Consider the following 26270-nt stretch of genomic DNA (forward strand, 5'->3'; position numbering starts at 1 on the left):
TCTTGCGGCTTGCAGCGTGTAGCTTGCAGCTGCTGTAAAGAGGTTTTGAAAAATGGCTGAACGTCTGAACAACGACTTCCAGTTCATCGAAGTGGGCCGCAAGGACCCGAAGAAAAAGCTGCTGCGCCAGCGCAAGAAGGAGTTCGTGGAAATCTACGAACCGTTCAAGCCGCAGCAGTCCGTAGACCAGGCGCACCGCTGCCTGGGTTGCGGTAACCCGTATTGCGAATGGAAGTGCCCGGTGCACAACTTCATCCCCAACTGGTTGAAGCTGGTTTCCGAAGGCAACATCCTGGCGGCGGCGGAGCTTTCGCACCAGACCAACACCCTGCCGGAAGTGTGCGGCCGCGTGTGCCCGCAAGACCGTCTGTGTGAAGGTGCCTGCACCCTGAACGACGGCTTCGGCGCGGTGACCATCGGTTCGGTGGAGAAGTACATCACCGACACCGCCTTCGCCATGGGCTGGCGCCCGGACATGTCCAAGGTCAAGCCAACCGGCAAGCGCGTCGCCATCATCGGTGCCGGCCCGGCTGGCCTGGGCTGCGCCGACGTGCTGGTGCGCGCCGGGGTAACCCCGGTGGTCTTCGACAAGAACCCGGAAATCGGCGGCCTGCTGACCTTTGGCATCCCCGAGTTCAAGCTGGAAAAGACCGTGCTCAGCAACCGCCGTGAAGTGTTCACCGGCATGGGCATCGAGTTCCGCCTGAACACCGAGGTGGGCACCGATATCACCATGGAGCAGTTGCTCGCCGAGTACGACGCCGTCTTCATGGGCATGGGTACCTACACCTACATGAAGGGCGGCTTCCCGGGCGAGGACCTGCCGGGCGTGCATGACGCGCTGGATTTCCTGATCGCCAACGTCAACCGCAACCTGGGCTTCGAGAAGTCGCCGGAAGACTTCGTCGACATGCGGGGCAAGAAGGTCGTGGTGCTGGGCGGTGGTGACACCGCAATGGACTGCAACCGCACGTCGATTCGCCAGGGCGCGCAAGCGGTCACCTGCGCCTATCGCCGTGACGAAGCCAACATGCCGGGTTCGCGCAAAGAGGTGAAGAACGCCAAGGAAGAGGGCGTGAAGTTCCTCTACAACCGCCAGCCCATCGCCATTGTCGGCGAGGACAAGGTAGAAGGCGTGAAGGTTGTCGAGACCCGCCTCGGCGAGCCGGATGCCCGTGGCCGTCGCAGCCCGGAGCCGATCCCGGGTTCCGAAGAGATCCTGCCGGCCGATGCCGTGGTGATCGCCTTCGGCTTCCGCCCGAGCCCGGCGCCGTGGTTCGAGCAGCATGGCATCCAGTTGGACAGCCAGGGCCGTGTGGTAGCCCCGGAGAAAGGCAAGTTCAAGCACCAGACCAGCAACCCGAAAGTGTTTGCCGGTGGCGACATGGTGCGCGGTTCGGACCTGGTGGTAACGGCTATCTTCGAAGGCCGAACCGCTGCCGAAGGCATCCTGGACTACCTCGAAGTCTGAAGTTATTTAGATTTTGTATACAAAATCTATTGATCCAGGACATACCCATAGAGAAAAGGCACGGCAAACAGCCGTGCCTTTTCTTTGTGCGTCTGAGAAAATGCCCGCACTATTTTTCCGGATGCCGACATGACTGCCCTGAAGAACGACCGTTTCCTGCGTGCACTGCTCAAGCAACCCGTAGACGTCACCCCGGTGTGGATGATGCGCCAGGCCGGCCGCTACCTGCCAGAGTACCGCGCCAGCCGCGCCAAGGCCGGCGACTTCATGAGCCTGTGCATGAACCCGCAGTTCGCCTGCGAGGTCACCCTGCAGCCGCTGGAGCGCTATCCGCTGGACGCGGCGATCCTGTTCTCGGACATCCTCACCATCCCCGACGCCATGGGCCTGGGCCTGTACTTCGAAACCGGCGAAGGCCCGCGTTTCAAGAAGGTCATCAGCACCCCCGCCGACATCGAAGCACTGCCGATCCCCGACCCGCAGAAAGACCTGGGCTATGTAATGGATGCGGTCAGCACCATTCGCCGTGAGCTCAATGGCCGCGTGCCGTTGATCGGTTTCTCCGGCAGCCCCTGGACCTTGGCCACCTACATGGTCGAAGGCGGCTCGTCGAAAGACTTCCGCAAGACCAAGGCCATGGCCTACGACAACCCGCAAGCCCTGCACCTGCTGCTGGACAAGCTGGCCCAGTCGGTCACCAGCTACCTCAATGGCCAGATCCTGGCCGGCGCACAGGCTGTGCAGATCTTCGACACCTGGGGCGGTAACCTGTCTGCCGCGGCCTACCAGGAGTTCTCCCTGGCCTACATGCGCAAGATCGTCAGCGGGCTGATTCGTGAACACGAAGGGCGCAAGGTGCCAGTGGTTCTGTTCACCAAGAACGGCGGCCTGTGGCTGGAAAGCATTGCCGACGCTGGTGCCGACGCACTGGGCCTGGACTGGACCTGCGAGATCGGCGACGCCCGCCGCCGCGTGGGTGACAAAGTGGCACTGCAAGGCAACATGGACCCGACTGTGCTGTACGCCAAGCCGGAGGCTATTCGCCAGGAAGTGGCGCGCATTCTGGCCAGCTATGGCAAGGGTACCGGCCACGTTTTCAACCTCGGCCATGGCATTACCCCGGAGGTCGACCCGGAGCACGCTGGCGTGTTCATCAACGCCGTGCATGAGCTGTCGGCGCAGTACCATCAGTGAATTGATTGCTGAAAACAAAAGCCCGGCCCTGTGCCGGGCTTTTTTGTTGCATTAAGTTTTAATTCAGCGAACGTCGCTAATCTGGTCTCATCGAAACCGAAACAGGACCCGATCCTCATGAAAGCACGTTATCTCGCCCTGATCCTCGCCCCTCTGTTCAGCACCGCCGCACTGGCTGCGACCTATACCGGCCCCGGCGCCCAGTCGGTCACCACCGTGGCCGCTGCCAACGATGCTGCCGATGACACGCCGGTGGTACTGACAGGCTTCGTGACCAAGAAGATCAACAACGACGACAAGTACGAGTTCAAGGACAGCACCGGCACCATTACCGTCGAGATCGATGACGAAGACCTGCCGCCGACGCCGTTCAACGACAAGACCAAGGTCAAACTGACCGGTGAGGTGGAGAAGCACCTGATGAGCCGGGAAGTGGATGTGGACATTGTCGAGATCATCAACTGATCTGATGGCCTGTTCGCGGGCACGCCCGCTCCCACAGGGACTGCACCGAACCCTGTGGGAGCGGGCGTGCCCGCGAATGCTTCACACCGATTTGGGCGGTAACTTGCTCAGGTGGAGCGCCACCAGCAATGCCACCGTCAACAGGCTGCCAATGAACAGCCCGATCCCGTTCCAGCCCCACTGGTGCCAGAACACCCCGCCCGCAGTACCGGCCACGCTCGACCCGGCGTAATAGCTGAACAGGTACAGCGACGACGCCTGCCCCTTGGCCTTAAGCGCCCGGCGGCCGATCCAGCTGCTGGCCACCGAGTGCGCGCCAAAGAAGCCGAAGGTGAACACCAGCATGCCCACGATCACCATCGGCAGTGGGCTCGCCAGGGTCATCAGCAAGCCACCCGCCATCACCACTATACTGGCCCAGAACACCTTGCGCCGGCCCAGCTTGTCCGCCAGGGCGCCGACTTGCGCCGAGCTGTAGATACCCGACAGGTAGACCACCGACAGCAAGCCGACCAGCGCCTGGTTCATGTGATAGGGCTCGGCCAGCAAGCGGTAGCCGATGTAGTTGAACAGGGTGACGAACGCACCCATCAGCAGGAAGGCTTCGAGGAACAGCCAGGGCAGCCCGGCATCCTTGAAGTGCATGACAAAGCCGTCCAGCAGGCTGCGCGGGCTCATCATTTGCGGGCGGAAGTTGCGCGATTCCGGCAGCACCTTCCAGAACACCAGTGCGGCGACCAGGGCCAGGCCACCGATGGTCAGCATCGCCGTGTGCCAGCTGACGAAGTCGATCAGCACGCCGGTAATCAGCCGTCCGCTCATGCCGCCAATGGCGTTGCCGCCGATGTACAGGCCCATGGCCAGGCCGATGTGCTGCGGGTGAATCTCTTCGCTCAGGTAGGTCATGGCCACAGCCGCCAGACCGCTCAGGGACAGGCCAACCAGGGCGCGGGTTGCCAGTACCAGCTCCCAGCTTGGCATCACCGCGCTGGCCAGGGTGGAGAGGGCGGCGCAAACCAGGGCAAAGACCATCACCGGCTTGCGCCCGATGCGGTCAGAAATGGGGCCGGTGATCAGCAGGCCGAACGCCAGCATGGCGGTGGAAACCGACAGCACCAGGCTGCTCTGGGCCGCGTTGATGGCAAATTCTTTCGACAGCAGCGGCATCATCGGCTGCACGCAGTACAGCAGGGCGAAGGTGGCGAAGCCGCCGCTGAACAGGGCCAGCACGGTCTTCATGAAGGCGGGGGTGCCTTTTTCGATCCACATTTCGTTCAGTAGAGCAGGCTCTGGCTCAGCGGGAAGGGGGGCTACAGCAGTTTTCACGGGCGGGTACCTCTGGCGCAATGAAAAAAGCATATAGCTGGCTAATGATTAGATCCAATATATTGTTCGACCTATTTAAGACGTTTTGCGACCTGTTTGGAGCCATTCATGGAACTGCGCCATCTGCGTTACTTCATCGCCGTGGCCGAAGAGCTGCACTTTGGCCGTGCCGCCCAGCAGCTGGGTATTTCGCAACCACCTCTGAGCCAGCAGATCCAGGCGCTGGAGCAAGAGCTGGGGGCTCGGCTGTTCGAGCGTACCAACCGTCGGGTCGAGTTGAGCGAGGCGGGGCGGCTGTTCCTTGAAGAGGCCCGGCAGGTGCTGGCGCAGGTGGAAAAGGCTGCTGATGTGGCCCGGCGAGCGCAACTGGGTGAATTGGGCGAGATGAAAATCGGATTCACCTCGTCGGCTCCGTTTACCTCGAAAATCCCCAAGGCCATCCATGCCTTCCGCCAGCGCTTCCCTGCGGTGCACCTGAACCTCAAGGAAATGAGCAGCCGCGATGTCGCCGAAGGGGTGTTCGACGAGTCCATCGAAGTGGGGCTGATGCGGCCGATGCCTTTGCCGGAAGGCTTGTTGGCTACCGAGTTGTTCCGCGAGCCACTGGTGGCAGTGATCAACGCATCGCACCCGCTGGCTGAAGGCACCGAACAAGGAGTGCACATGGCGGCGTTGGCCCACGAGCCGTTCGTGTTCTTCCCGCGCAGTTATGGCAGCGGCCTGCATGCGCAGTTGCTCAGCCTGGCGCGGCAGGCAGGCTTCAGCCCGCACTTTGCCCAGGAGGCCGGGGAGGCGATGACCATCATCGGCCTGGTGTCGGCGGGGCTGGGGGTGTCGGTGTTGCCGGCGTCGTTCCAGCGCATGCGTATCGAAGGTGTGGTGTACCGCACGCTGCTGGATGAAGGGGCGATGTCGGCGGTGTGGCTGGTGCAGCGCGAGCGCGGCAATTCGGTGATGGCCAAGGCGTTTGCCGAGCTGTTGACGGGGCAGGTGGTCGGCCAGGGGTAGTACAGGCCAAATGGCGCTGGCCATTGCCGCAGTGCCGCCACATACTCGGGCATTCGTTGAAACACGGAGGTCAATCATGCGGCGCGTGGTGTTCAATCAGAAAGGTGGCGTGGGCAAGTCGAGCATCGCCTGCAACCTGGCGGCGGTCAGTGCCAATGAAGGCTATCGGACCTTGTTGATCGACCTGGATGCCCAGGCGAACTCGACCCAGTATCTCACCGGCCTGACCGGCGAGGACATCCCCATGGGTATTGCCGACTTCTTCAAGCAAAGCCTGTCCAGTGGGCCGTTCAGCAAGAAGAACAAGGTCGATATCTACGAAACCCCGTTCGACAACCTGCACGTGGTCACGGCCACTGCCGAGTTGGCCGATTTGCAGCCCAAGCTTGAGGCCAAGCACAAGATCAACAAGCTGCGTAAATTGCTCGACGAGCTGGACGAGGACTACGAGCGTATCTACATCGATACCCCGCCGGCGTTGAACTTCTACGCGGTTTCCGCGTTGATCGCCGCTGATCGCGTGCTGATCCCCTTTGACTGCGACAGCTTCTCGCGCCAGGCCCTGTACGGCCTGCTGGCCGAGATCGAAGACCTCAAGGAAGACCACAACGAAGACCTGATGGTCGAAGGCATCGTGGTCAACCAGTTCCAGTCCCGTGCCAGCCTGCCGCAGCAGATGCTTGACGAACTGCTGGCCGAAGGCCTTCCTGTGCTACCGGTGTACCTGGGCAGCTCGGTGAAAATGCGCGAATCGCACCACGCCAGCTTGCCGCTGATTCACCTGGAGCCGAAGCACAAGCTGACCCAGCAGTTTGTCGAGTTGCATTCGTTGTTGGAAGAGAACGCTTAGGACTGAGCGGGCCAAGTGTAGGACTTGGTTCTTGTGGTTGGGCGGGTATCGAGCGCCGCCCGCGCGGCGCATCGCGAGCTGCGCTCGCTCCTACGTTTGTTCCGGGCCAGTCATGCCTGTGACAGGCGCGCGCGACCGCCTTGTTAGTACGACGCTACATCGAGCCATGCGCCAAGGCGTTCGCGCGCAAATCCCCCAGGAATAATTGGCCCGAAACAAACGTAGGAGCGAGCGCAGCTCGCGATGCGCCGCGCGGGCGGCGCTCGATATTGCAGGCGCCACACCTCTCAAGACAAACCCTTGTTAGCAGTGAGACAGTCAGACCTGGAAACAACCCATGAGCATTAAACAGATCCACACTGATGACGAACTTCAGGCAGCCTTCCAACGACTTGAAGTCATTTTTCAGGCAGAAGAGGGTACCCGGGAAGCTGAGGAAAGAGATTTACTCGTGATCGAGATAGAACGGTATGAGAAAACTCATCCTTCCATTTCTGGCGTTCTCTAAACCCCCTGGCTACGCAGCCACTCCAGCAACGACTGGAGTGGAAATGCCCCGGCCTGGCGGCTGACTTCGCGGCCGTTTTTGAACAGCAGCAGGCTGGGGATCGAGCGGATGCCCAGTTGCCCGGCGAGGTTGCGGTTGGCTTCGCTGTCGAGCTTGGCCAGGCGGCAGCGGCCGGCAAGTTGGCGGGCTGCCTGTTCGAAGGTGGGGGCGAAGGATTTGCACGGGCCGCACCAGTCGGCCCAGATGTCTACCAGCAGCGGCAGGTCGCCTTTGATCTGGCTGGCGTAGCTGGCTTCGGTGAGCTCGAAGGGGGTGCTCAACAGCACCTCCTGTTTGCAGCGGCCGCATTTCGGCGCATCACCCAGGCGTTCGGCGGGTAGGCGGTTGAGGCCGTTGCAGTGGGGGCAGGGGATTACCAGTGGGTCGGACATTTCATCTCCGGGGTTGGATTCACGGATTTCCTTGTGGGAGCGGGCGCGCCCGCGAACACCGGCGAAGCCGGTGCCATGCACCGCGTCGCTTGTTTCGCGGGCTCGCCCGCTCCCACAGGGTTGGGCGTTAATCATGAAGAGCAGCTGATTTCCAGGTGCTTGCCCCACTCCGGCGGCCGCTCGGCGTAGGCCTGCATGCCGGCCTGCTCTTCGAATGGCCGGCTCAGCACCTGATGCAGCTGCCGCACTTCACTGTAATCCCCCGCTTCAGCCGCTTCGATGGCTTTCTGCGCCAGGTAGTTGCGCAGCACGTACAGCGGGTTCACCGCATGCATCCGCTCACGGCGGCCTTCGGCATTACCGGGTTCGCGGTCACAGCGGGCCAGGTAGTCGGCGCCCCAGGCATCGAAGCCGGCCAGGTCGATGAAGTCGTCGCGCACCACTTTCAACGCCTCGGCAACGGGCTGCTCGCCCAGCTTGCGGAAGAACAGGCTGTAGTCCACGCCGCCACGCTGCATGCTCTGCAGCAGGCGTTCGACCAGCGCCATGTCGTCATCTTCGGCAGTGGTCAGGCCCAGGCGCCGGCGCATCAGGTCCAGGTAATGGGCCTGGTACAGCGGCAGGAACAGCCCCAACGCTTCCTTCAGTGGCTCAACCTCGATCACCGTGGTCAGGGCCTGGGCCAGCGCGCTGAGGTTCCAGTGGGCGATGGGCACCTGATTGGCGTAGCTGTAACGGCCACGGTCGTCGGAGTGGTTGCAGATGAAGTTGGCGTCGAAGTCGTCGAGGAAGGCGTAAGGGCCGAAGTCGAAGGTGATGCCCAAAATCGACATGTTGTCGGTGTTCATCACCCCGTGGCAGAAGCCATAGGCCTGCCAGCGGGCGATCAGTTCGGCGTTGCGCTCGACAATGGTGCGGAACATGGCCAGGTAGGGCTGCTCGGCATCACGGCATTCGGGGTAGTGCTGCTCCAGTACATGGTCGATCAGCACGCGCTGCTGCTCGGGCTGCTTGGTGTAGTAGAAGTACTCGAAATGGCCGAAACGTACATGGCTCTGCGCCAGGCGCGTGAGCATGGCGGCACTTTCGCGGGTTTCACGCCACACCGCGGTGCTGGAGCCGATCACGCACAGCGCCCGGCTGCTGGGGATGCCGAGGGCGTGCAGGGCTTCGGAGGCAAGGAATTCGCGGATCGACGAGCGCAGCACGGCGCGGCCATCGCCCATGCGTGAGTACGGAGTCTGGCCGGCGCCCTTGAGGTGCAGGTCCCAGTGCTCGCCTTTTTCATTAAGCACTTCGGCCAGCAGCAGGCCGCGGCCATCGCCCAGCCGTGGGTTGTACGAGCCGAACTGGTGGCCGGAATAGACCATCGCGCGTGGGTCGGCTTCTTCCCACAGCTTGTGGCCGCTGAACAGCTCGGCGAACACCGGCAAGTCGGCCTGGGCGGGGTCGAGGTCGAGCAAGGCCATGGCCGACTCGCTGGCTACCACCAGGCGCGGGTCCGCAATGGGCTCGGGCAGCACCTGGGTGGAGAACGCATCGCCCAGGCGGGCGAAGCGGTTGTCGAAGGTGAGTTGGTCGAGGGCTTTCACGGGCTGCTCCTGAGGTTCAGCACAGAATAAAGCATTCGAACCCACTCAGGCCTGTGCAGTGCCATCCGGTTTAGGTTGCTCCAGCGGAATCAGCTGCTGCTTGCCGCCCTTCTGGTCCATCAGGAACACCTCGACCTGGCGTACCGAGATCTTGATGTTGTGGGCCTTGAACTCGCGGTTGATGTAGCGGTTGATCTCGTCCAGCGTCGGGTTGCGGTCGCCCAGGTCGCGCACATGCATGCGCAACTCATGGTCCAGCGAGCTTTCACCGAAATTGAGGAAGTACACGATCGGCTCCGGGTCCTTGAGCACGCGCGGGTTTTCGTGTGCACCCTTGAGCAGCAGGTCGCGCACCAGGTCCAGGTCGGAGCCGTAGTCGATGCCCAGCTTCAGTGTTACCCGGGTGACCGTGTCGGTCAGCGACCAGTTGATCAACTGGCCGGTGATGAAGGTCTTGTTGGGGACGATGATGTCCTTGCGGTCGAAGTCGGTGATGGTGGTGGCGCGGATGCGGATCTTGCTCACCGTGCCCGACAGGTTGCCGATGGTGATGGTGTCGCCAATCCGTACCGGGCGCTCGAACAGGATCATGATGCCGGAGATGAAGTTGGCGAAGATTTCCTGCATGCCGAAGCCCAGGCCCACCGACAGCGCGGCCACCAGCCATTGCAGCTTGTCCCAGCTCACCCCCAGGGTCGACAGGGTGCTGACGATGCCGACGCCGACGATGGTGTACGACAGCAGCGTGGTGGTGGCGTAGGCGCTGCCCTGGGCCAGGTTCAGGCGTGACAGCACCAGCACTTCCAGCAGGCCCGGCAAGTTACCGGCCAGGGCAAAGGTGATGCCGACGATGACCAGCGCACCCAGCAGGTCGCCAAGGCTGATCGGCACCATGCTGGCGGCAGTGCCGGTGCCGCTGGTGTATTCGTACAGGACGAAGTTGTTGAGGTAGGCGAACACCGAGATCAGGTCTGCCCACACCCAGTACAGACCGGCGATGAAGCCGCCGAGCAGGGCCAGGCGGATCAGGCGCAGCGACTGCTGGTTGACCTGCTCGATGTCCAGCGTCGGCTCTTCGGTGATGACTTCGCCATCCAGCCCTTCCTTGGCCGCCGCCCGCTTGCTCAGCGCTCGCTGGTAGGCCAGGCGCCGTGCCGCCACCGACAGGCCACGCACGAAGGCGGCCTCGATCACCAGCCAGAACAGCAGCAGGTACAGGGTGTAGATCAGCCGGTCGGTGAGCTTCAACGCGGTGTAGTAGTAGCCGAAGCACACGGCGACGAACAGGGCGATGGGCAGGGCGGTGAAGGCCACGCCCACGGCCCTGCGGAACAGCGACGTGTCGCGGTGCGCGGGGCTGCTGAGCAGCAGGCGGCTGAGCAGCCAGGCCATCAGTGCGTAGCAGGTCAGCACCACGCCGATACCCAGCACATCGTCGGCCAGCGCCGAAGGCTGGTGCTCGGCCACCGCCACCACGCCAACCAGTGCCAGCACCACGGTGCCCAGGCGGCGTACCCAGCCCCGCAGGAACTCGACCTGCGGCTTGTGCCAGCGGAAGTGGATTTCGGCCACGCCACCGGGGGCGAGGATGCGGTAGGCGGTGTAGAACACCAGCCAGGCCTGGGCCAGTTGCCAGAGGGCGGCGCCCAGGTTGGCGTTTTGCCCGCGGGCGTCGATCTGCAGGGCGTAGCTGCACAGCGCCAGGCCAAGGCTGACCGGCATCGCCAGGAGGATGTTGATGAGGATCGCCTGGGGCGTGTGCCACTGGCTGTCACGGCGGAAGTGGCCGATGTCCTGGTGCACCTTGCCCAACCGTTGGTACAGGTACTTGCGCCGCCACAACAGGGCGCCGATGACCAGCAGCAGCGGCAGGAACAGCAGCGGGCGCTGGCTCAGGCCGTCGGCCAGCTCTTTCAGGCCCGAGCCCCACGGCAGGTTGGCAACCTGGTCGGCCAGGCGCTGGGGTACATAGCTCAGCCAGTCCCAGTCCAGCGGCTTGTTGCTGGGGATCCAGAACATCTGTTCGTCGAGGGTGGTGCGCAGGCTCTGCGCGGTGCCCAGCAGCTGCTTCTGGTTCAGCTGCAGGGTGATCGATTCATTGAGCAGCGCCGACAGTTCGCGGTTCAGCCGCTCCAGCAGGTCACTGCGGGTGATCGCCACCTCCAGCAAGGCCTTGCGCAGCGGCGGGGTCACGTCTTCCTGCGGTTGCGCGGCCAGCAGCTTGTCGACGTAGGTGACCGGGCTGCTCATCTGCTCGCGTTGCTGGTTGACCTCGAACTGGTACAGGCGGGTGTCGGCGATCTGGTCGGCGAGGTCGCGGTCGACCTTCAGGTGCGGCAGGGTCTGCTTCTGCTTGTAGAGGATTTTCGACAGCAGCAGGCTGCCCTTGAGCACGTTGATCTGCTCGTCCAGTGCCTGGTCGGCCTGGGTCAGGCTGTCCAGCTGCTGCTTGGTGCGCAGGTTCTGCTGGGTCAGCTCGTTGAGGCGGTCGGTGCTTTTCAGCAGGTAGTCGGAAAGCTTGAGGTTGACCGCGCTTTCGGTGGCCAGCAGGCTGCTGCCGCCGGCCTTCTGGGCCTCGATCGACTGCTGGGTGACCGCTTCCTGGGACTGGGCCAGGCGCTTGTCGTTGATCAGGGTCTGCAGGTCCTGGATTTCCTGCTCCAGGCGCGCGGCGCGCTCGATCAGCAAATCATGACGGGCATTTCCCAGGTCTTGCAGCAGGCTGTTGCCGGCCAGTTCCTGGCGGCGCAGCAAGGTCAGCGCGTTGAGCGAGGCCAGCTCGGCATTGAGCTGGTTGCGCTGGTCGGCGTTGATCGATTTGCCGCCGTCCTTGCCGGTTTTGAGGATGTTGTTGATCTGCTGGGTACGGGCCTGGCTGTTGCTGATTTCGGCCTGGGCGCGTTCCGGGCGGGTTTGCGAATTGATGATCAGGCTGTTGGCTTCGGACAGCGCCTTCTGCAACTCGCCCTGCTGGGTGTTGCGTTCGCTGAGCATTTGCTCGAGCTGTGGCACGCTGAGGGCGGCGTAGCGCTGAGCGACAGGCTGCGCCTTGGTTTCCTTGAGCCTGGCGAGCTCCTTCTGGCTGTCACTGGTTTCCTTGGGGGCACCGGTCAGCTGCTGCTTGAGCGCGGCGAGCTTCCTTTCGTTGTCTTCCTTGCTGGCAAGCAGGCTCAACGTCTGTTCGAGCACTTGCTGCACGGCCTTCTGGTCAGCCTCGGGCAGTTTGCGCTCGGCGATCTTGTCGAGGCTGTTCTGGATGCTGGCGGTGGTCGGGGCTTCTGCCGCGGTGGCCGCAAAAGAAAGGGACAGGCACAGCCCGAGCAGGGCTGTGCGAAGGTACACGCGCAGGGACATAGGCAGACTACTTGTGGATCCGGCAGAAACGAAGTTTAGAGGAACAATCCTGGTCCGGGTCGCGTTCCTTCGGGGAATCTGACGCCTACTTTCTGGATCTTGTTCCCGTCCATGGTCGCCACGGTCCAGATCGTGCCATGCCAATCGACCTGGTCGCCTACTACTGGAGCGCCTCCGACCTTCTGTCGGATGAACTGCGCCAGCGGCATTTTCGCGTCCAGGCCATCGAGTTTCAGGCCGTAAAGCGCTGCCACCGCGCCCAGTTCGGCATCGCCTTCGAGCACGAAGTCGCCAAAGAAGCGCAGGTCCAGGCCACGCTGCGGCGCCTGGCTGAACAGTTTGCCCAGCGCCGGCAGGTTATGCTCGTGACCGATCACGCAGAGCATGTCGCCCACTTCCAGCACGGTACTGCCGGACGGGTGCAGCAGTTGCTCGCCACGGAACAGGGCGGCAATCCGCGTGCCTTCGGGCATTTTCAGCTCGCGCAGGGCGGCGCCGATGCACCATTTTTCGGCGCCCAGGCGGTAGACGAACATTTCCCACTCGCTGGTGATGTGCACTTCCAGGGCGGAGCGGGAGATCGGTGCCGGGTCTGGCGGTACGGTCACTTTCAGCAGTTTGGCCATCCACGGCAGGCTGGTGCCTTGCACAAGCAGCGACACCAGCACGATGAAGAACGCCAGGTTGAAGAACAGCTGGGCGTCCGGCAGGCCGGCCATCAGCGGGAACACCGCCAGAATGATCGGCACCGCGCCGCGCAGCCCTACCCAGGAAATAAAGCCCTTTTCGCGGCCATGGAAGGCCTTGAACGGCAGCAGTGCAGCGACCACCGACAGCGGCCGCGCTACCAGGATCATCCACAACGCCAGGCCTAGCGCCGGCAAGGCGATGGGCAGCAGGTCATGGGGCGTGACCAGCAGCCCCAGCACCAGGAACATGCCGATCTGGGCCAGCCAGGCCATGCCGTCGAGCATATGCAGGATGCCGTGGCGGCTGCGGATAGGCTTGTTGCCCAGCACCAGGCCGCACAGGTACACGGCGAGGAAGCCGCTGCCGTGCAGGGCGTTGGTCAGCGAGAACACCACCAGACCGCCGGCCACCACCAGGATCGGGTACAGGCCACCGGCCAGGTTGATGCGGTTGACCAGCTGCAGCATCAGCCAGCCGCCGCCCAGGCCCAGCAGCCCGCCGATGCCGAACTCGCGCAGCAGGTGGCCCAGCAGGCTCCAGTGCAGGCCAGTCTGGCCGCTGGCGATCATGTCGATCAGGGTGACGGTGAGGAACACGGCCATCGGGTCGTTGCTGCCCGACTCGATCTCCAGGGTGGCGGTAACCCGCTCGTTCAGGCCCTTGCCGCCCAGCAGCGAGAACACCGCTGCGGCGTCGGTGGAGCCGACGATGGCGCCGATCAACAGGCCCTGGATCAGGCTCAGGTTGAACAGCCAGGCGGCGACCAGGCCGGTGAGGGCTGTGGTGATCATCACCCCGACCGTGGCCAGCGACAGTGCCGGCCACAGCGCCACGCGGAAGCTTGCCACCCGCGTGCGCAGGCCACCGTCGAGCAGGATCACGGCCAGTGCCAGGTTGCCCACCAGGTAGGCGGTCGGGTAGTTGTTGAAGATGATGCCGCCACCATCTACACCGGCGACCATGCCGACGGCGAGGATGATGACCAGAATGGGGATGCCCAGGCGCGACGACAGCGAGCTGACCAGGATACTTGCGCCCACCAGCAATGCGCCGATCAGGAACAGGCTGTTGATGGTGCTTGCATCCAAAGGCAGGTACTCCGGGACAGCGCGGGGAAATAGGACTTGGTAGCATGCTGCTAGCAGGTCGCGTGCCAATCGATTCTAACCTGATGAATTGGCAGCATGTAAAGCGTTTCTGCAGATGTAGAAAAGGCACCGCGGTGGGTGCCTTTTCAAGTGTTGCCTGGGCGGGCCTCTTCGCAGCGCAAGGCTGCTCCTACAGGGGAATGCGCATTCCTGTAGGAGCAGCCTTGTGCTGCGAATGGGCCGCAAAGCGGCCCCAGGGTTATCAGGCCTGCTTCACTTCACGCATCGGCTTGCCTTTCACCGGTGCCTCGCCCGCCACATAGTACTTGGCAGTGCTGCGCGGCAGTGGCTTGCGGCCACGGATCTTGTCCGAGATTTTCTCGGCGATCATGATCGTGGTGGCGTTCAGGTTGCCGGTGATGATCAGCGGCATGATCGAGGCATCGACCACACGCAGACCCTTCATGCCATGCACGCGGCCTTCGCCGTCGACCACTGCCATGTCATCGGTGCCCATCTTGCACGAGCAGGACGGGTGGAAGGCGGTTTCGGCGTGCTCGCGGATGAACTTGTCCAGCTGCTCGTCGGTTTGCACGTCGGCGCCCGGGCTGATTTCGCGGCCACGGTACGGGTCCAGCGCCGGCTGGGCCATGATTTCGCGGGTCAGGCGGATGCCGTCACGGAATTCCTGCCAGTCCTGCTCGGTGGACATGTAGTTGAACAGGATACTCGGGTGCTGGCGCGGGTTCTTCGACTTGGTCTGGATGCGACCACGGGCAGGGGAGCGCATGGAACCCATGTGCGCCTGGAAGCCGTGTTCCTTCACGCCGTTGGAACCGTTGTAGTTAATGGCCACCGGCAGGAAGTGGTACTGAATGTTCGGCCACTTGAATTCAGGGCGGGTACGGATGAAGCCGCCAGCCTCGAACTGGTTGCTGGCGCCGATGCCGGTGCCGTTGAACAGCCACTCTGCACCGATGGCCGGCTGGTTCCACCACAGCAGCGATGGGTACAGCGATACCGGCTGGGTGCAGGCGTACTGCAGGTACAGCTCAAGGTGGTCCTGCAGGTTTTCACCAACACCCGGCAGGTCGTGTACAACCGGGATGTCGAGGCTTTCCAGCAGGTGGCGCGGGCCGACGCCGGAGCGCTGCAGCAGCTGCGGCGAAGCGATGGCGCCGGAGCTGACGATCACTTCCTTGCGGGCACGGGCTTCAACACGCTCTTCGCTGTCGCCGACCAGGTAGGTCACGCCAACGGCGCGCTTGCCGTCGAACAGTACGCGGTCGCTCAGGGCGTGGGTGACGATGGTCAGGTTCGGGCGCTTCTTGGCCTGGTCCAGATAGCCACGGGCGGTGCTGGAGCGGCGGCCGTTCTTGGTGACCGAACGGTCCATCGGGCCGAAGCCTTCCTGCTGGTAGCCGTTGAGGTCTTCGGTGCGCGGGTAACCGGCTTGCACGCCGGCGTCGACCATGGCGTGGAACAGCGGGTTGTTGCCGGCTTTTGGCGTGGCAACGCTGACCGGGCCTTCGCCACCGTGGTAATCGTTCGGGCCGATGTCGCGGGTTTCGGCTTTACGGAAGTACGGCAGGCAGTCGAGGTAGGTCCAGTCTTCCAGGCCTGGCAGTTCTGCCCAGCCGTCGAAGTCCATGGCGTTGCCGCGGATGTAGCACATGCCGTTGATCAGCGACGAGCCACCCAGGCCCTTGCCACGGCCACATTCCATGCGGCGGCCGTCCATGTGCGGCTCCGGGTCGGTCTCGTAGGCCCAGTTGTAGCGGCGGCCCTGCAGCGGGAAGGCCAGGGCGGCTGGCATCTGGGTGCGGAAGTCGAAGCGGTAGTCGGGGCCACCGGCTTCCAGCAGCAGTACGGTGACGCCGGCGTCTTCGGTCAGGCGGGTAGCCAGGGTGTTACCGGCCGAGCCGGCACCGACGATGATGTAATCGAATTCTTGGGACATGAAAGTACCCTCGTGTTGGCGGTGATCAGGGAGCGGGAACGCCCGTGCGCGGCGGCACGGGCGTGGCTAGACAGGGTTTAGAAAACCGAGTTGTAGCCGCCCAGCTCGACCTGGACCGACTTGATGCGAGTGTATTGAGCCAGCGAGCTGACGCCGTTCTCACGGCCGACGCCCGACTGCTTGTAGCCACCGACCGGCATTTCGGCCGGCGATTCACCCCAGGCGTTGATCCAGCAGATGCCGGCTTCCAGCTTGTGGATGATGCGGTGGGCGCGGGTGATGTCGTTGGTGCACACACCGGCGGCCAGGCCGTACTCGGTGTCGTTGGCACGACGAATCACTTCTTCTTCGGTCTCGTAGGACAGAATGCTCATGACCGGGCCGAAGATCTCTTCCTTGACGATGGTCATGTCGTCGGTGCAGTCGGTGAACACGGTCGGGGCCACGAAGGCGCCCTTGGCGAAGTCACCTTCGGTCAGACGCTCGCCGCCGCACAGCACGCGGGCACCTTCTTGCTTACCCTTGGCGATGTAGCCCAGCACGTTTTCCATGTGGGCGAAGCTGACCAGCGGGCCGAAGTTGGTGTTTTCGTCTTCCGGGTTGCCAACACGGATGCGGGCAACGCGCTCGGCGATCTTGGCTTCGAAGGCAGCCTTCATTTCAGCCGGGATGAACACGCGGGTGCCGTTGGTGCACACCTGGCCCGAGCTGTAGAAGTTGGCCATCATGGCGATGTCGGCGGCCTTGTCCAGGTCGGCGTCGGCGCAGATGATCAGTGGCGACTTGCCGCCCAGTTCCATGGTGACTTCCTTCAGCGAGGAGCTGGAGGCGCTGGCCATGACTTTCTTGCCGGTGGTGGTGCCGCCGGTGAAGGAGACTTTTTCGATGCGCGGGTGCTCGGTCAGCCAGGTGCCGACTTCGCGGCCGCTGCCGGTCAGCACGTTGAACACGCCATTCGGCAGGCCGGCTTCGGTGTAGATCTCGGCCAGTTTCAGGGTGGTCAGCGAAGTGACTTCCGACGGCTTGAAGATCATCGCGTTGCCGGCGGCCAGGGCCGGGGCGGATTTCCACAGGGCGATCTGGATCGGGTAGTTCCAGGCGCCGATACCCACGGTCACGCCCAGCGGCTCGCGGCGGGTGTAGACGAAGGACGATTCGCGCAGCGGGATCTGCTCGCCTTCGATGGCCGGTACCAGGCCTGCGTAGTATTCCAGCACGTCGGCGCCGGTGACGATGTCGACGTAGCGGGTTTCGGAGTACGACTTGCCGGTGTCCAGGGTTTCCAGCTGGGCCAGCTCATCGTTGCGCTCGCGCAGGATGTCGACGGCGCGGCGCAGGATGCGCGAACGCTGCATGGCGGTCATCGCAGCCCAGACTTTCTGGCCACGTTCGGCGCTTTCCACAGCCTTCTCGACATCGGCCTCGGTGGCACGTTGTACGTGGGCGAGGACTTCGCCGGTCGCCGGGTTGATGGCTTCGAAAGTGGCATCGCTGCCAGCGTCGACGTAAGCGCCATCAATGTAGAGTTTTTGCGTTCCGAAACGGGCCATAGTGTCCTCGCAAGTGCAGTGTGTGGTTTGGCTTGCGCGTCACGCTCCTGCCGGGTTGGCAAGGGCCGTGCGTGCTTGTTCAGCGGCCTGGTCGTTTGTGCCCAGGGTGTGCTGTTTAGCCAGTTGTAGATCCATGTATTCGTAAGCAATCCGTATCGCCTGGCCGGTGTCGAATGCATCACCCGACAGGGCGCCACGCAGCCACAGGCCGTCGATCAGGGCTGCCAGGCCGCGGGCTGCCTTACGCGCATGGTAGAGCGGCAGGGCGCGGCGGAACTGGCAGCACAGGTTGGAATACAAGCGGTGGTCGTTGATCCGCTGCAACCTGTGCAAATCGGGCTGGTGCATGCTGGAAGCCCAGAAGGCCAACCAGGTTTTCATTGCCGGGCCGTTCACCTGGCTGGCATCGAAGTTGCCCTCGATGATCACTTTCAGGTGAGCGCGCGGGCTGTCGTCCGTCAGGGCCTGACGGCGTGCTCTGACGCCTTCGTTGAGCATGCTCATGATGTAACCCATCGTCGCTGCGATCAGGCCGTTCTTGTCCCGAAAGTAGTGACTGATGATGCCGTTTGACACACCGGCCAAACGGGCAATCAGCGCAATGCTGGCGTCCCCCAGACCGACCTGATCGACCGCCTGCAACGTGGCTTCGATCAACTGCTGGCGGCGGATGGGTTGCATACCGACCTTGGGCATCTTGCTATCTCCTCAGGCCTGCGAGCAGACGACGGGCGGCTGACTCGGCGAAGGCCAGTCTATTTTGTTTTGATTGAACGTTCAATCAATAAAGAATAAGCTCTGCGACAATTTGTGCCATTGACAGTTTTTCAGGCGGTCGAGAAGGCACGGATTGACACCCCAGGAAATCGCGTAACCCCCGGAATACAAGGCGTTGACGGGCATGAGCGATGCGAAATGCAGATTCTGCCGTACGGCCACTGGCCCTGCGACAGGCCCTTGGAGCGGGCGGGGTGATCTGTGACGAATGCGCGCACCTCTGCGGATGCGTGGGCATTTTCAGCAGGCCACCTGTCTGTTTTTTTGCAACGTATCGATTCGGGATCACGGTTTCCAGGGTGCTTTTATAACACCTGACGCAGTGGGGATATTCCACCAATTGCTCGGGAAAGATTGATTAGCCTCCACAAAGCCGTACTGCCCGGAGCATTCGTGCAATGAGTTCTGCCTCACTTACCAAGCCCCCCGCCGAGAGGGTACGGGTCAACCGCGTGGTGTTCTTCACCTCCGCGCTGATGATCCTTGTTCTGACTGCCTTGCTGATCGCTGTACCCGATGCCGCCGGCCAAGTGCTGGGCGTGGCCCAGAAATGGCTGACGCGCACCTTTGGCTGGTACTACATGCTGGTGATCTGCGGTTACCTGCTGTTCGTCGTCTATTTGGCCTTCTCCGATTACGGCAAGCTCAAGCTTGGCGGCAAGGACGACCAGCCTGACTTCAGCTACGGCGCCTGGGCCGGCATGCTGTTCTCCTCCGGCATCGGCATTTCGCTGCTGTACTTCGGCGCTTCCGAGCCGCTGGACCACTACTTCAACCCACCAGAAGGCACCCCGGCCAGCCTCGAAGCTGCGCGCCAGGGCCTGCAGCTGACCTTCCTGCACTGGGGCCTGCATGGCTGGGCGATCTACGCTCTGGTCGGCCTGGCCGTGGGGTACTTCGCCTACCGTCACAACCAGCCGCTGGCGCTGCGTTCGGCGCTGTATCCGCTGGTGGGTGAGCGTTGGGTCAAGGGTGCTGCCGGCAACGCCGTGGACATCTTCGGCATGTTCGTGACCCTGCTGGGCCTGGTGACCAACCTGGGGATCGGCTCGATGCAGGTGTCCTCGGGCCTTGAATACCTGTTCGGCATGGAGCACAGCCAGACCAACCTGCTGGTGGTGATCCTGGTCATGGCCGGCGTGGCTACCGTGGCGGCGGTATCGGGTGTGGAAAACGGCATTCGCCGCCTGTCCAACCTGAACATCCTGCTGTTCAGCGGCCTGCTGCTGTTCGTGCTGCTGGCGGGCAACACCCTGCACCTGTTCAATGGCTTTGTGCAGAACGTTGGCGACTACCTGAACGGCATCGTGCTGAAAACCTTCGACCTGTACGTGTACGAAGGCGAAGCCGGCAAGTCCGAGCGCTGGCTGGGGCTGTGGACCGTGTTCTACTGGGCCTGGTGGATCTCCTGGGGCCCGTTCGTCGGCATGTTCATTGCCCGTATCTCCAAGGGCCGTACCGTGCGCCAACTGGTCAGCGGCGTGCTGTTGATCCCGCTGGGCTTCACCTTGGCCTGGCTGTCGATCTTCGGCAACACCGCACTGGACCTGGTGATCAACCAAGGGGCGGTGGAGCTTGGCAAGACCGCGCTGGAACAGCCGTCAATGTCGATCTACCAGCTGCTGGAATACTTCCCGGCGGCGAAGATCGTGATTGGTGTGGCGGTATTTGTCGGCTTTGTGCTGTTCCTTACCCCGGCCGACTCCGGTGCGGTGATGATGGCCAACCTGTCGTGCAAAGGCGGCAAGGTCGACGAAGACGCCCCGCACTGGATGGTGGTGTTCTGGTCGGTGGTCATCACCCTGGTCACCATCGGCCTGCTGTTTGCCGGTAACTTCGAAGCCATGCAGACCATGGTCGTGCTGGCGGGCCTGCCGTTCTCGGTGGTGCTGGTGCTGTTCATGTTCGGCCTGTACAAGGCCATGAAGCAGGACGTTGCGGTGGAAAGCGAGCGCGCCGAGCTGGCCGCCCGTGGCCGTCGTGGCTTCAGCGAGCGCCTGACCCAGCTGGAGCTGCAGCCGACCCAGGCTGTGGTGCAGCGTTTCATGGACAAGCAGGTCAGCCCGGCGCTGAAAGAAGCGGCCGCGCAGTTGCAGACCCTGGGCTTCGAGGTGGAAACCCGCGTTGGCCAGTCGCGCAACATGATGGGCCTGCGGGTGATGATGGACGAGGGCAACCCGTTCGTTTACGAAGTCAGCCTTGACGGCTACATGGCCGCGCCGAGCGAAGCACCGGTGGAGGGCGAGCCGGAAGTGCGCCAGCGCTACTACCGTGCCGAGGTGTACCTGCACGATGGCAGCCAGGAGTATGACCTGATGGGCTTTGCGCCGGAGCAGATCGTGCGTGATGTGCTGGATCAGTTCGAAAGCCACCGCCAGTTGCTGGGGCGTGTGTACAGCTGACGAATAGCTGTAGTGCACAAGGGCCTGGCGCGAAAGCGCCGGGCCCTTGTTGTTTCCGGGTATCAGCGGATTTGCTGGCCGCTGAGCATTATGTAGTCCGGCCAGTGGTTACTGGCTGTATACGCTCCTGGGCCACTTCGCCTGGAGCTAGCTGCCAATGACCCTTCCGATTGATGACAAGCACGCTGTGGCGATGCACTTCGCCGGCCGCCCGACCTTGCGCCAAGTGGCGGGGCAGCGGTTGATGCAGGTGCTGATCGAACACTACCCGCTGATTGCCGCGTCTCGCCCGGAACTGACCTCTGCCGAATCACTGTACCTGATGATTCCCCAGGTCAATGGCAGCTGGTGCAATCAGCGCTTCGTCGATTACTTCCTGCAAGCACTGCTGGATCGGCGCGTTCTCGACTTTTCCCTGGTTGCGGGGCTGGATTACCGTCTCAGCCTCGAGCTACCGCATCGTTTGTACGCCATCCCCGGTCCGTTCGAGAGCCAGGACGGCGATGTGATCAGGGTAGAGTCGCTGACAGACGCCCTCAACGACCTGCTTGTGCTGCTTCCCGAGCAATTTGGTCAAGCCCAGGTGGAGTATTGGCAGGCAACAGGCAGTGCTGGCGTCAGCCGTGACCGCTGGCTGCAGCAGACAATGAAGTCAGCCTGGTTGGCGAACCTGCCGTTGCAAGGCCTGGATGCCGAGCAGCAAAGCTACATCCATGGCCTGCTACAGGGCGGCGATCAGTCACCCAGCGTGAGTGTCGTGCAGGTGCGGTTGAGCCAGGGGGCGGCGCATTACGATGCGCTGTTGCCGAACCTGCTGGTCATGGGCGAAAGCGATGCGCGCAGGGTGTTTATCTGGTGCGCCCCGTCCAGCGTGATCCGCGCGTTCGATTCGCTTGACGACCTGGCCCTGGCCCTGCGCGATAGCGTCGCGCAGGGCCAGGCATTCGATACCTTCGTCTGGAAGCGCTACGAACTCGAGGGGGATGTGTTTGCTCAATTGAGCACTTTGATGCTCGAGGCGTTGCTGCAGCCCCTGCAGCAGGTACGGTACTCAACACTGACTGACGTGGGCGAGCTGGAGCAATACTTCGCCGCTCTGAGTGATCCTTCGCACGCCTTCATCGAGGGCTACCGGGTGAGCGAGCCGCAAGCCATCACGGCGTTACCGCCGAGTTTCCGGCAGGCGAAACCCGCGCAAAGCTTTGCTTGCCAGTGCGCCCTGTTCGACCTGGCCTTGGCGCAGGCGCTGTCCGATGGCGTCGCTGCACTGGACGGTGTGCTGGACCTGCACGCCTACGCACGTCAGCAACTGCGCGAGCAGTTACTGGCAGACCATCCTGACGATGCCAACTACTTCCCGGACGACCTTGAGCTGACGCTCACCACGGCTCGCGGCACACCCGGCGGAGCGGGTGCGGGGGTTGGCGGTGGCAGCGTAACGCACCGGTGCATGAACCTGACCGAGTTTGCCATCGGTAACCTCAGCTCGCTGCAAGGGGCGGTGTTGAGCGCCGTCAGGCACCGGGAGGGGCAGTTGATCATGGACTGGATGAACCCGGGCTACGTGCAGTCACTGGTCCAGAAAGTTGACATTGGCGGGCGCTATCCGGGCTATGTGGCGCAGTGCCTGGACGAACCTTCCGGGCGCACGCAGCGGGTCGAGCGGTTTGGGCGGGAGTGGCGGTGTTCGATGTTGTTCAGTGCGCTATCGGCGGCCTTGGCCGGTACCTTGAGTGAAGCGGCCCTGCAATGTGTGGTCGACTACTGCCGCGGTATCGTCGATCAACAGCTGCCGGCACAAATGCTTATGCCCTTGGCGTTCAAGCGCTCGCCCGATGCGTCCTTCAGTGACACTGTGGCGGGAATGTATGTGCTTTTTTCCACTCAGCCCCAGTGTGTGCTGCTGTATCGGCCATTGTACGGTGCTGCTGCGGTCACCGAGTTCACCCGCATCGATACGATGATGGCGGCGATCGCCCAGGACGGCGCGTTGCAAGCCAGCATCCTCGACTGGCTTACCCCAGAGGCGCGTCGCGTGTACGGCCGGGGCGGCTTTCTTGAGCCGCACCTGCTGCAGCCGATCATTGATACCTCGGTGCTGCCGTCGCGGGTGAGGCCCGCGGCGTTCGCCGCGCAGTTCTGGCAGCACGATGTCGATGCAACGCTATACCAGGCCAACCGCGACTTGCTGGTGGAGCTGGCTGACCGTCAATCGGTTTCCAGCCGGGAAAGCCGCTGGGCACTTCTTATCCAAGGGGCCTGGCTGCTATTTGATGTCGGTAGCCTTTTGTTGCGTGGGCCTGTGGCTACGGTCGCCTGGCTGGTCCAGGGCATCATCGGGTTGCAGGGCGACCTTGCAGCATTGCGAGGCGACAGCGCATTCGAGCGCTCTGCAGCGGTGGTGGACCTGGTGCTCAATGCGTCGATGGCGATGATGCACCTGCGCTTGCCGGGGGCATCAACGGTTGTGCCGTCGATGTTCCCGGCATCGGTCCTCGAGCAGCGGTCCCCGGTACAGCCTGGCAGTCGCGTGCAGGCAATCATGCCTGTGCAAGGCAACGTCGGGCCACCCGGCGAGCTGAGTGAGGTCGCCACGCAACTGGACTTCTCGTGGCGTGGCGCCCAGGGGCTGAATGTGCTTTCTGCCGAGCGGCGCAACGCGCTGCACGCCTTGCGTGTCGGCCAGTCGCTCAGCGGCCTTGATGTGATCGAGAGCGGTGACCATCGAGGGCTGTATGCGGCCGCTGGTTATCACTACCTGCCCTTGGCCGGTGATGTGTACATGGCGCGCGTGTCAGTGGATGGGGTTCGTATTGTCGACCGTGCGGGGCAACCTGGGCCTTGGGTGTCATTCGTCGACGACCAGTGGCGAATCGACCCCATGCTCCGGCTACGCGGCGGCATGCCTCGCAGCCGGTTGAAGGCCATGAAGGAAGAAAATGAGAAGGTTCTTGAAAACCTGCGCCACCAGGAGACCGAGTTTGCATTGAACAACAACCGGCTTGGCAAACAGCTGGATAGCCATCAAGCGTTGTTGAAGGAGAAGGACAGGCAGATTGCAGCACTGGAAGCGCTGCCCGAACTGGATGAGCTGAACCAGAGCGTGCTTGACCTGACCCGGCGCTTGCGCAAGAAGATCAATGAAAAGGTTATCTACGAACTCAAGGCCGTGGTGGAGAACGGCATCGCGCATGACCGGCACATTGCCCGCCTGCACGACATGCGCATCGACGATGAGGCACTGCTTACCGCGCTCCGGGCGCAGCGTAGCAGCGTCCGCCAGGCCCTTATCGAGAACCTTACGGTTTACTACAACGAAATGGCCTGGATGATCAACGCCGAGGGGCTGGATGAGATGTCCAGGGATATTGCCATACGTCCTGAGCACGAGCGGGAAATAACCCACTACAAGGCGTTTCTGGCATCGCTTGAACAGGTGACCAGGTGGGAAACAGATCTGGCCGACATCTCCCGGGTGATGGACAAGCTACTGACCGATACGCTGAACGATACTTCCATCGTCTTCATGGATGAAAAGGGCGAGGTCAGGATCAACAAGAATGCCGAACTGAAGCAGGTCATCGATAGACGTCGCCTGTCTGGTATCGACCTGGACTTTCGCTTGTTACTCGACCTGGCCGAAATCAGCCTCGACCGTTTGGTGGATGTCGAGGAGCGCACCTTGGAGCAGTACCTCGATTACCTGGCCAGCGAAGCATTGAAGAGTGCTGGCAATGCCCATGGTGACTTGGCAGGGAGTGATCTTTCCATCAATGAACGGATCGATGTCTTGACGGGGATCCTGGAGGCTTACGAAGAGGCCAAGGGTATGGCGGACTACCTGAGCAGCCTCGGTGGCCCGGCAATCCGCCAGGACCGTTTGCAGCAATACAAGCAAACCCTCGAACGCCTCAGGAGCCTGGCAGAAAAAGACATGGCTGAGGCTGTCGAAGAGAAAGAGCTGGACCTGCCTCTGCTGGGCCGGACGCCAACCTATGCTGCCCGGGGGGGCAGGCGGCGGGTAGTGAAAACCAGCCGCGGGCGCAGCATCGTAGGGGAGGAAGTCGAGGTCGATGGCGTTGCAGTGATTCAGCAGCGAGACTTTCGCACCCAGCATGTCATCAAGACGTTTCACAAACAGGGGGAAGACTGGGTCGAGCAAGCCTCCAAGGGAGATGCGCAAGACAAGTCGCCGCTCTCGCCCAGGGAACCCCGCATTGCCCGTCAGCGTGCTCAGGCCCTGATCGACCAAGTGGACTCGGTCATTTCCCTGGGCCGGTTGTATGTGAAGTCTGATGAGGCCCTTGGGTTGTCCACGGTGATGGAAGGGCATATCGGCAAGCTTGTGGAGTCACAGGCCAATTTGCCTCGGCTGACACCTGAAGATGAGCTGTTCGATAGCCTGAGCCAGGCGGTGAGGCGCTTGCAGGCGACACAGCGCGACCTGCTGACGGGCATGTACCTCGTTACCTCACACCCCACGGCGAAGAGCCTGCGTTTTCTGTTCGAACACAATGAAGTCACTGTTAACCGTGCCGGACCGCGGCGCATGTTGTCGGCAAAGGACTATCTGGACGTCTACGAGATTCGCCGCCGCATGCGTGTGGGAGAAGTGCAGGGCGAAGGGCTGTGGGAAGCGCACTTTCACTACCCAGAGGCGGACAGCGGCACTCGGCAGTTCAGTAAAGGCCATCTGAAGCTGTGGTCGCAGCGTAAATTGGGACGCAAGGCGCAACTCCAGGCGGCATCCAGTGGCAGGGACCTGCTGGCGATCTACCGGGGTGAGGTACGGTTGAGCGAGATGGAGGGCATCATACCCTTTGAGTGACGTGCTCAGCGGTTTTGATACTGCCCGTGCTTGCCATGGGCCGGCATGGCAAGGTTGCCTCGCTCGGCGATCATCTGTTGCAGGCGTACAAGTTCGATTCCCTGGCTTTTGAAGCGAGGTATTTCCCGCTCCAACACTTCGAGGGTTTGCGGATAAGGATGCCCGATCAGCACCGCCGAACCCTGCTTGCGCGCCAGGGCGATGCCTTGTTGCAATTGCCCGGTGATCGCCTCGGTAGTGCGCACATCGTCGAGGAACACATCACGCGAAACGTGGGCCAGGCCGATGCGCTGAGCTTCGGCTGCGGCCACGGTGGCGGCGCTGGTACGGCTGTCGACGAAGAACAGGTGACGTTGCTGCAGCTCACCCATCAACCAGGCCATGGGTTCACGCTGCGCCGTCATGCGGCTGCCCATGTGGTTGTTGATGCCGGCGGCGTAGGGCACCTTCGCCAAGGCCGCCTCCAGCCGGCGTGCCAGTTCCTCGATGGCAAGGCCCGGGTGCCAGGCATAGGGCCCGGTCGCCGGGTCCATGGGCATGTGCAGGATCACCGTCTTGCCGGCCTTGTGGGCCTGGCGGGCGAAGGTGGTGGCGTGCGGGGTGTCGGGCATGATCGCCATGGTCACCGGCCCAGGCAGGGCCAGGGTGCGGCTGTCACGGTCAGGGCTCTGGCCCAGGTCGTCGATGATGATGCTCATGTAGGCCTTGCCGGCCGGCGCCGCTTGCGCGACCCCGGCCAACAGGCAGAACAACAGACACAGCAGGTAACGCATCGT

At 62.6% G+C, this 26270-nt stretch carries 17 protein-coding genes; 8 read left to right on the forward strand and 9 right to left on the reverse strand.

Going from position 1 to position 26270, the window contains the following annotated elements; translation table 11 throughout:
* The first annotated feature begins 52 nt into the window (after positions 1–52).
* The 3 genes from ABOC32_RS04740 to ABOC32_RS04750 all read left to right on the forward strand — a co-directional run bounded on the left by ABOC32_RS04740 (position 53) and on the right by ABOC32_RS04750 (position 3130).
* On the forward strand, positions 53–1471 hold the full coding sequence (locus ABOC32_RS04740) for an FAD-dependent oxidoreductase (RefSeq protein WP_016502038.1): 1419 nt from the start codon (positions 53–55) through the stop codon (positions 1469–1471).
* A 129-nt stretch (positions 1472–1600) separates the two neighbouring features.
* A complete protein-coding gene (gene hemE / locus ABOC32_RS04745) occupies positions 1601–2665 on the forward strand; it encodes a uroporphyrinogen decarboxylase (protein ID WP_426810269.1) in 1065 nt (354 codons plus the stop codon).
* 117 nt (positions 2666–2782) lie between these two features.
* Positions 2783–3130, forward strand: coding sequence for a YgiW/YdeI family stress tolerance OB fold protein (locus ABOC32_RS04750; RefSeq protein WP_426810270.1), 348 nt, complete (start codon positions 2783–2785; stop codon positions 3128–3130).
* An 81-nt stretch (positions 3131–3211) separates the two neighbouring features.
* Here ABOC32_RS04750 and ABOC32_RS04755 read toward each other — a convergent pair whose 3' ends face one another.
* Positions 3212–4399, reverse strand: coding sequence for an MFS transporter (locus tag ABOC32_RS04755; protein ID WP_426811565.1), 1188 nt, complete (start codon positions 4397–4399; stop codon positions 3212–3214).
* A gap of 165 nt (positions 4400–4564) precedes the next feature.
* Here ABOC32_RS04755 and ABOC32_RS04760 point away from each other — a divergent pair, with 165 nt between their 5' ends.
* From ABOC32_RS04760 to ABOC32_RS04770, 3 genes are all read left to right on the forward strand, one after another.
* Positions 4565–5464 (forward strand): LysR family transcriptional regulator, encoded by a 900-nt coding sequence (locus ABOC32_RS04760; protein ID WP_132844982.1) that lies wholly within the window; start codon positions 4565–4567, stop codon positions 5462–5464.
* A gap of 76 nt (positions 5465–5540) precedes the next feature.
* On the forward strand, positions 5541–6314 hold the full coding sequence (locus ABOC32_RS04765; protein WP_012274623.1) for a ParA family protein: 774 nt from the start codon (positions 5541–5543) through the stop codon (positions 6312–6314).
* Between the two features lie 337 nt (positions 6315–6651).
* Positions 6652–6822 (forward strand): hypothetical protein, encoded by a 171-nt coding sequence (locus ABOC32_RS04770; protein ID WP_426810271.1) that lies wholly within the window; start codon positions 6652–6654, stop codon positions 6820–6822.
* Here the strand turns inward: ABOC32_RS04770 and trxC are convergent.
* The 7 genes from trxC to betI form a co-directional block, all read right to left on the reverse strand.
* Complete coding sequence (trxC, locus tag ABOC32_RS04775) at positions 6819–7253, reverse strand: thioredoxin TrxC (RefSeq protein WP_426810272.1); 435 nt, start codon at positions 7251–7253, stop codon at positions 6819–6821. The two genes, ABOC32_RS04770 and trxC, sit on opposite strands and share 4 nt — an antisense overlap.
* 131 nt (positions 7254–7384) lie before the next feature.
* Positions 7385–8845, reverse strand: coding sequence for a protein adenylyltransferase SelO (selO, locus tag ABOC32_RS04780; protein ID WP_426810273.1), 1461 nt, complete (start codon positions 8843–8845; stop codon positions 7385–7387).
* Positions 8846–8890: 45 nt separating this feature from the next.
* A complete protein-coding gene (gene mscK, locus ABOC32_RS04785) occupies positions 8891–12199 on the reverse strand; it encodes a mechanosensitive channel MscK (protein ID WP_426810274.1) in 3309 nt (1102 codons plus the stop codon).
* Positions 12200–12234: 35 nt separating this feature from the next.
* Positions 12235–13977, reverse strand: coding sequence for a potassium/proton antiporter (locus ABOC32_RS04790; RefSeq protein ID WP_110745140.1), 1743 nt, complete (start codon positions 13975–13977; stop codon positions 12235–12237).
* A gap of 262 nt (positions 13978–14239) precedes the next feature.
* Positions 14240–15937, reverse strand: coding sequence for a choline dehydrogenase (gene betA, locus ABOC32_RS04795; RefSeq protein WP_234226569.1), 1698 nt, complete (start codon positions 15935–15937; stop codon positions 14240–14242).
* A 77-nt stretch (positions 15938–16014) separates the two neighbouring features.
* On the reverse strand, positions 16015–17487 hold the full coding sequence (betB, locus tag ABOC32_RS04800) for a betaine-aldehyde dehydrogenase (RefSeq protein ID WP_426810275.1): 1473 nt from the start codon (positions 17485–17487) through the stop codon (positions 16015–16017).
* Positions 17488–17526: 39 nt separating this feature from the next.
* Positions 17527–18183 (reverse strand): transcriptional regulator BetI, encoded by a 657-nt coding sequence (gene betI, locus ABOC32_RS04805; protein WP_016502023.1) that lies wholly within the window; start codon positions 18181–18183, stop codon positions 17527–17529.
* A 536-nt stretch (positions 18184–18719) separates the two neighbouring features.
* On the opposite strand from betI, the gene ABOC32_RS04810 reads away from it, so the two are divergent.
* Positions 18720–20666: a BCCT family transporter gene (locus ABOC32_RS04810; protein WP_258910841.1), complete on the forward strand. Its 1947-nt coding sequence runs from the start codon at positions 18720–18722 to the stop codon at positions 20664–20666.
* A gap of 157 nt (positions 20667–20823) precedes the next feature.
* Positions 20824–25494 carry a dermonecrotic toxin domain-containing protein gene (locus tag ABOC32_RS04815; RefSeq protein ID WP_426810276.1) on the forward strand — a complete coding sequence of 1557 codons (4671 nt, stop codon included), beginning with the start codon at positions 20824–20826 and terminating at the stop codon, positions 25492–25494.
* A gap of 5 nt (positions 25495–25499) precedes the next feature.
* Here ABOC32_RS04815 and ABOC32_RS04820 read toward each other — a convergent pair whose 3' ends face one another.
* Positions 25500–26267 (reverse strand): divergent polysaccharide deacetylase family protein, encoded by a 768-nt coding sequence (locus ABOC32_RS04820; RefSeq protein WP_426810277.1) that lies wholly within the window; start codon positions 26265–26267, stop codon positions 25500–25502.
* Between the last annotated feature and the right edge of the window lie 3 nt (positions 26268–26270).

The organism is Pseudomonas sp. WOUb67, from assembly GCF_050058005.1.
In the GTDB taxonomy this organism is placed as follows: domain Bacteria; phylum Pseudomonadota; class Gammaproteobacteria; order Pseudomonadales; family Pseudomonadaceae; genus Aquipseudomonas; species Aquipseudomonas putida_R.

Bases quoted from the DNA above. Each gene is read 5' to 3' on its own strand.
- ABOC32_RS04755 (WP_426811565.1), bottom strand. From the start codon at position 4,399: ATGTGGATCGAAAAAGGCACCCCCGCCTTCATGAAGACCGTGCTGGCC.
- betI (WP_016502023.1), bottom strand. From the start codon at position 18,183: ATGCCCAAGGTCGGTATGCAACCCATCCGCCGCCAGCAGTTGATCGAA.
- trxC (WP_426810272.1), bottom strand. From the start codon at position 7,253: ATGTCCGACCCACTGGTAATCCCCTGCCCCCACTGCAACGGCCTCAAC.
- ABOC32_RS04815 (WP_426810276.1), top strand. From the start codon at position 20,824: ATGACCCTTCCGATTGATGACAAGCACGCTGTGGCGATGCACTTCGCC.
- betB (WP_426810275.1), bottom strand. From the start codon at position 17,487: ATGGCCCGTTTCGGAACGCAAAAACTCTACATTGATGGCGCTTACGTC.
- betA (WP_234226569.1), bottom strand. From the start codon at position 15,937: ATGTCCCAAGAATTCGATTACATCATCGTCGGTGCCGGCTCGGCCGGT.
- ABOC32_RS04765 (WP_012274623.1), top strand. From the start codon at position 5,541: ATGCGGCGCGTGGTGTTCAATCAGAAAGGTGGCGTGGGCAAGTCGAGC.
- ABOC32_RS04770 (WP_426810271.1), top strand. From the start codon at position 6,652: ATGAGCATTAAACAGATCCACACTGATGACGAACTTCAGGCAGCCTTC.
- ABOC32_RS04750 (WP_426810270.1), top strand. From the start codon at position 2,783: ATGAAAGCACGTTATCTCGCCCTGATCCTCGCCCCTCTGTTCAGCACC.
- mscK (WP_426810274.1), bottom strand. From the start codon at position 12,199: ATGTCCCTGCGCGTGTACCTTCGCACAGCCCTGCTCGGGCTGTGCCTG.
- ABOC32_RS04820 (WP_426810277.1), bottom strand. From the start codon at position 26,267: ATGCGTTACCTGCTGTGTCTGTTGTTCTGCCTGTTGGCCGGGGTCGCG.
- ABOC32_RS04760 (WP_132844982.1), top strand. From the start codon at position 4,565: ATGGAACTGCGCCATCTGCGTTACTTCATCGCCGTGGCCGAAGAGCTG.
- hemE (WP_426810269.1), top strand. From the start codon at position 1,601: ATGACTGCCCTGAAGAACGACCGTTTCCTGCGTGCACTGCTCAAGCAA.
- ABOC32_RS04740 (WP_016502038.1), top strand. From the start codon at position 53: ATGGCTGAACGTCTGAACAACGACTTCCAGTTCATCGAAGTGGGCCGC.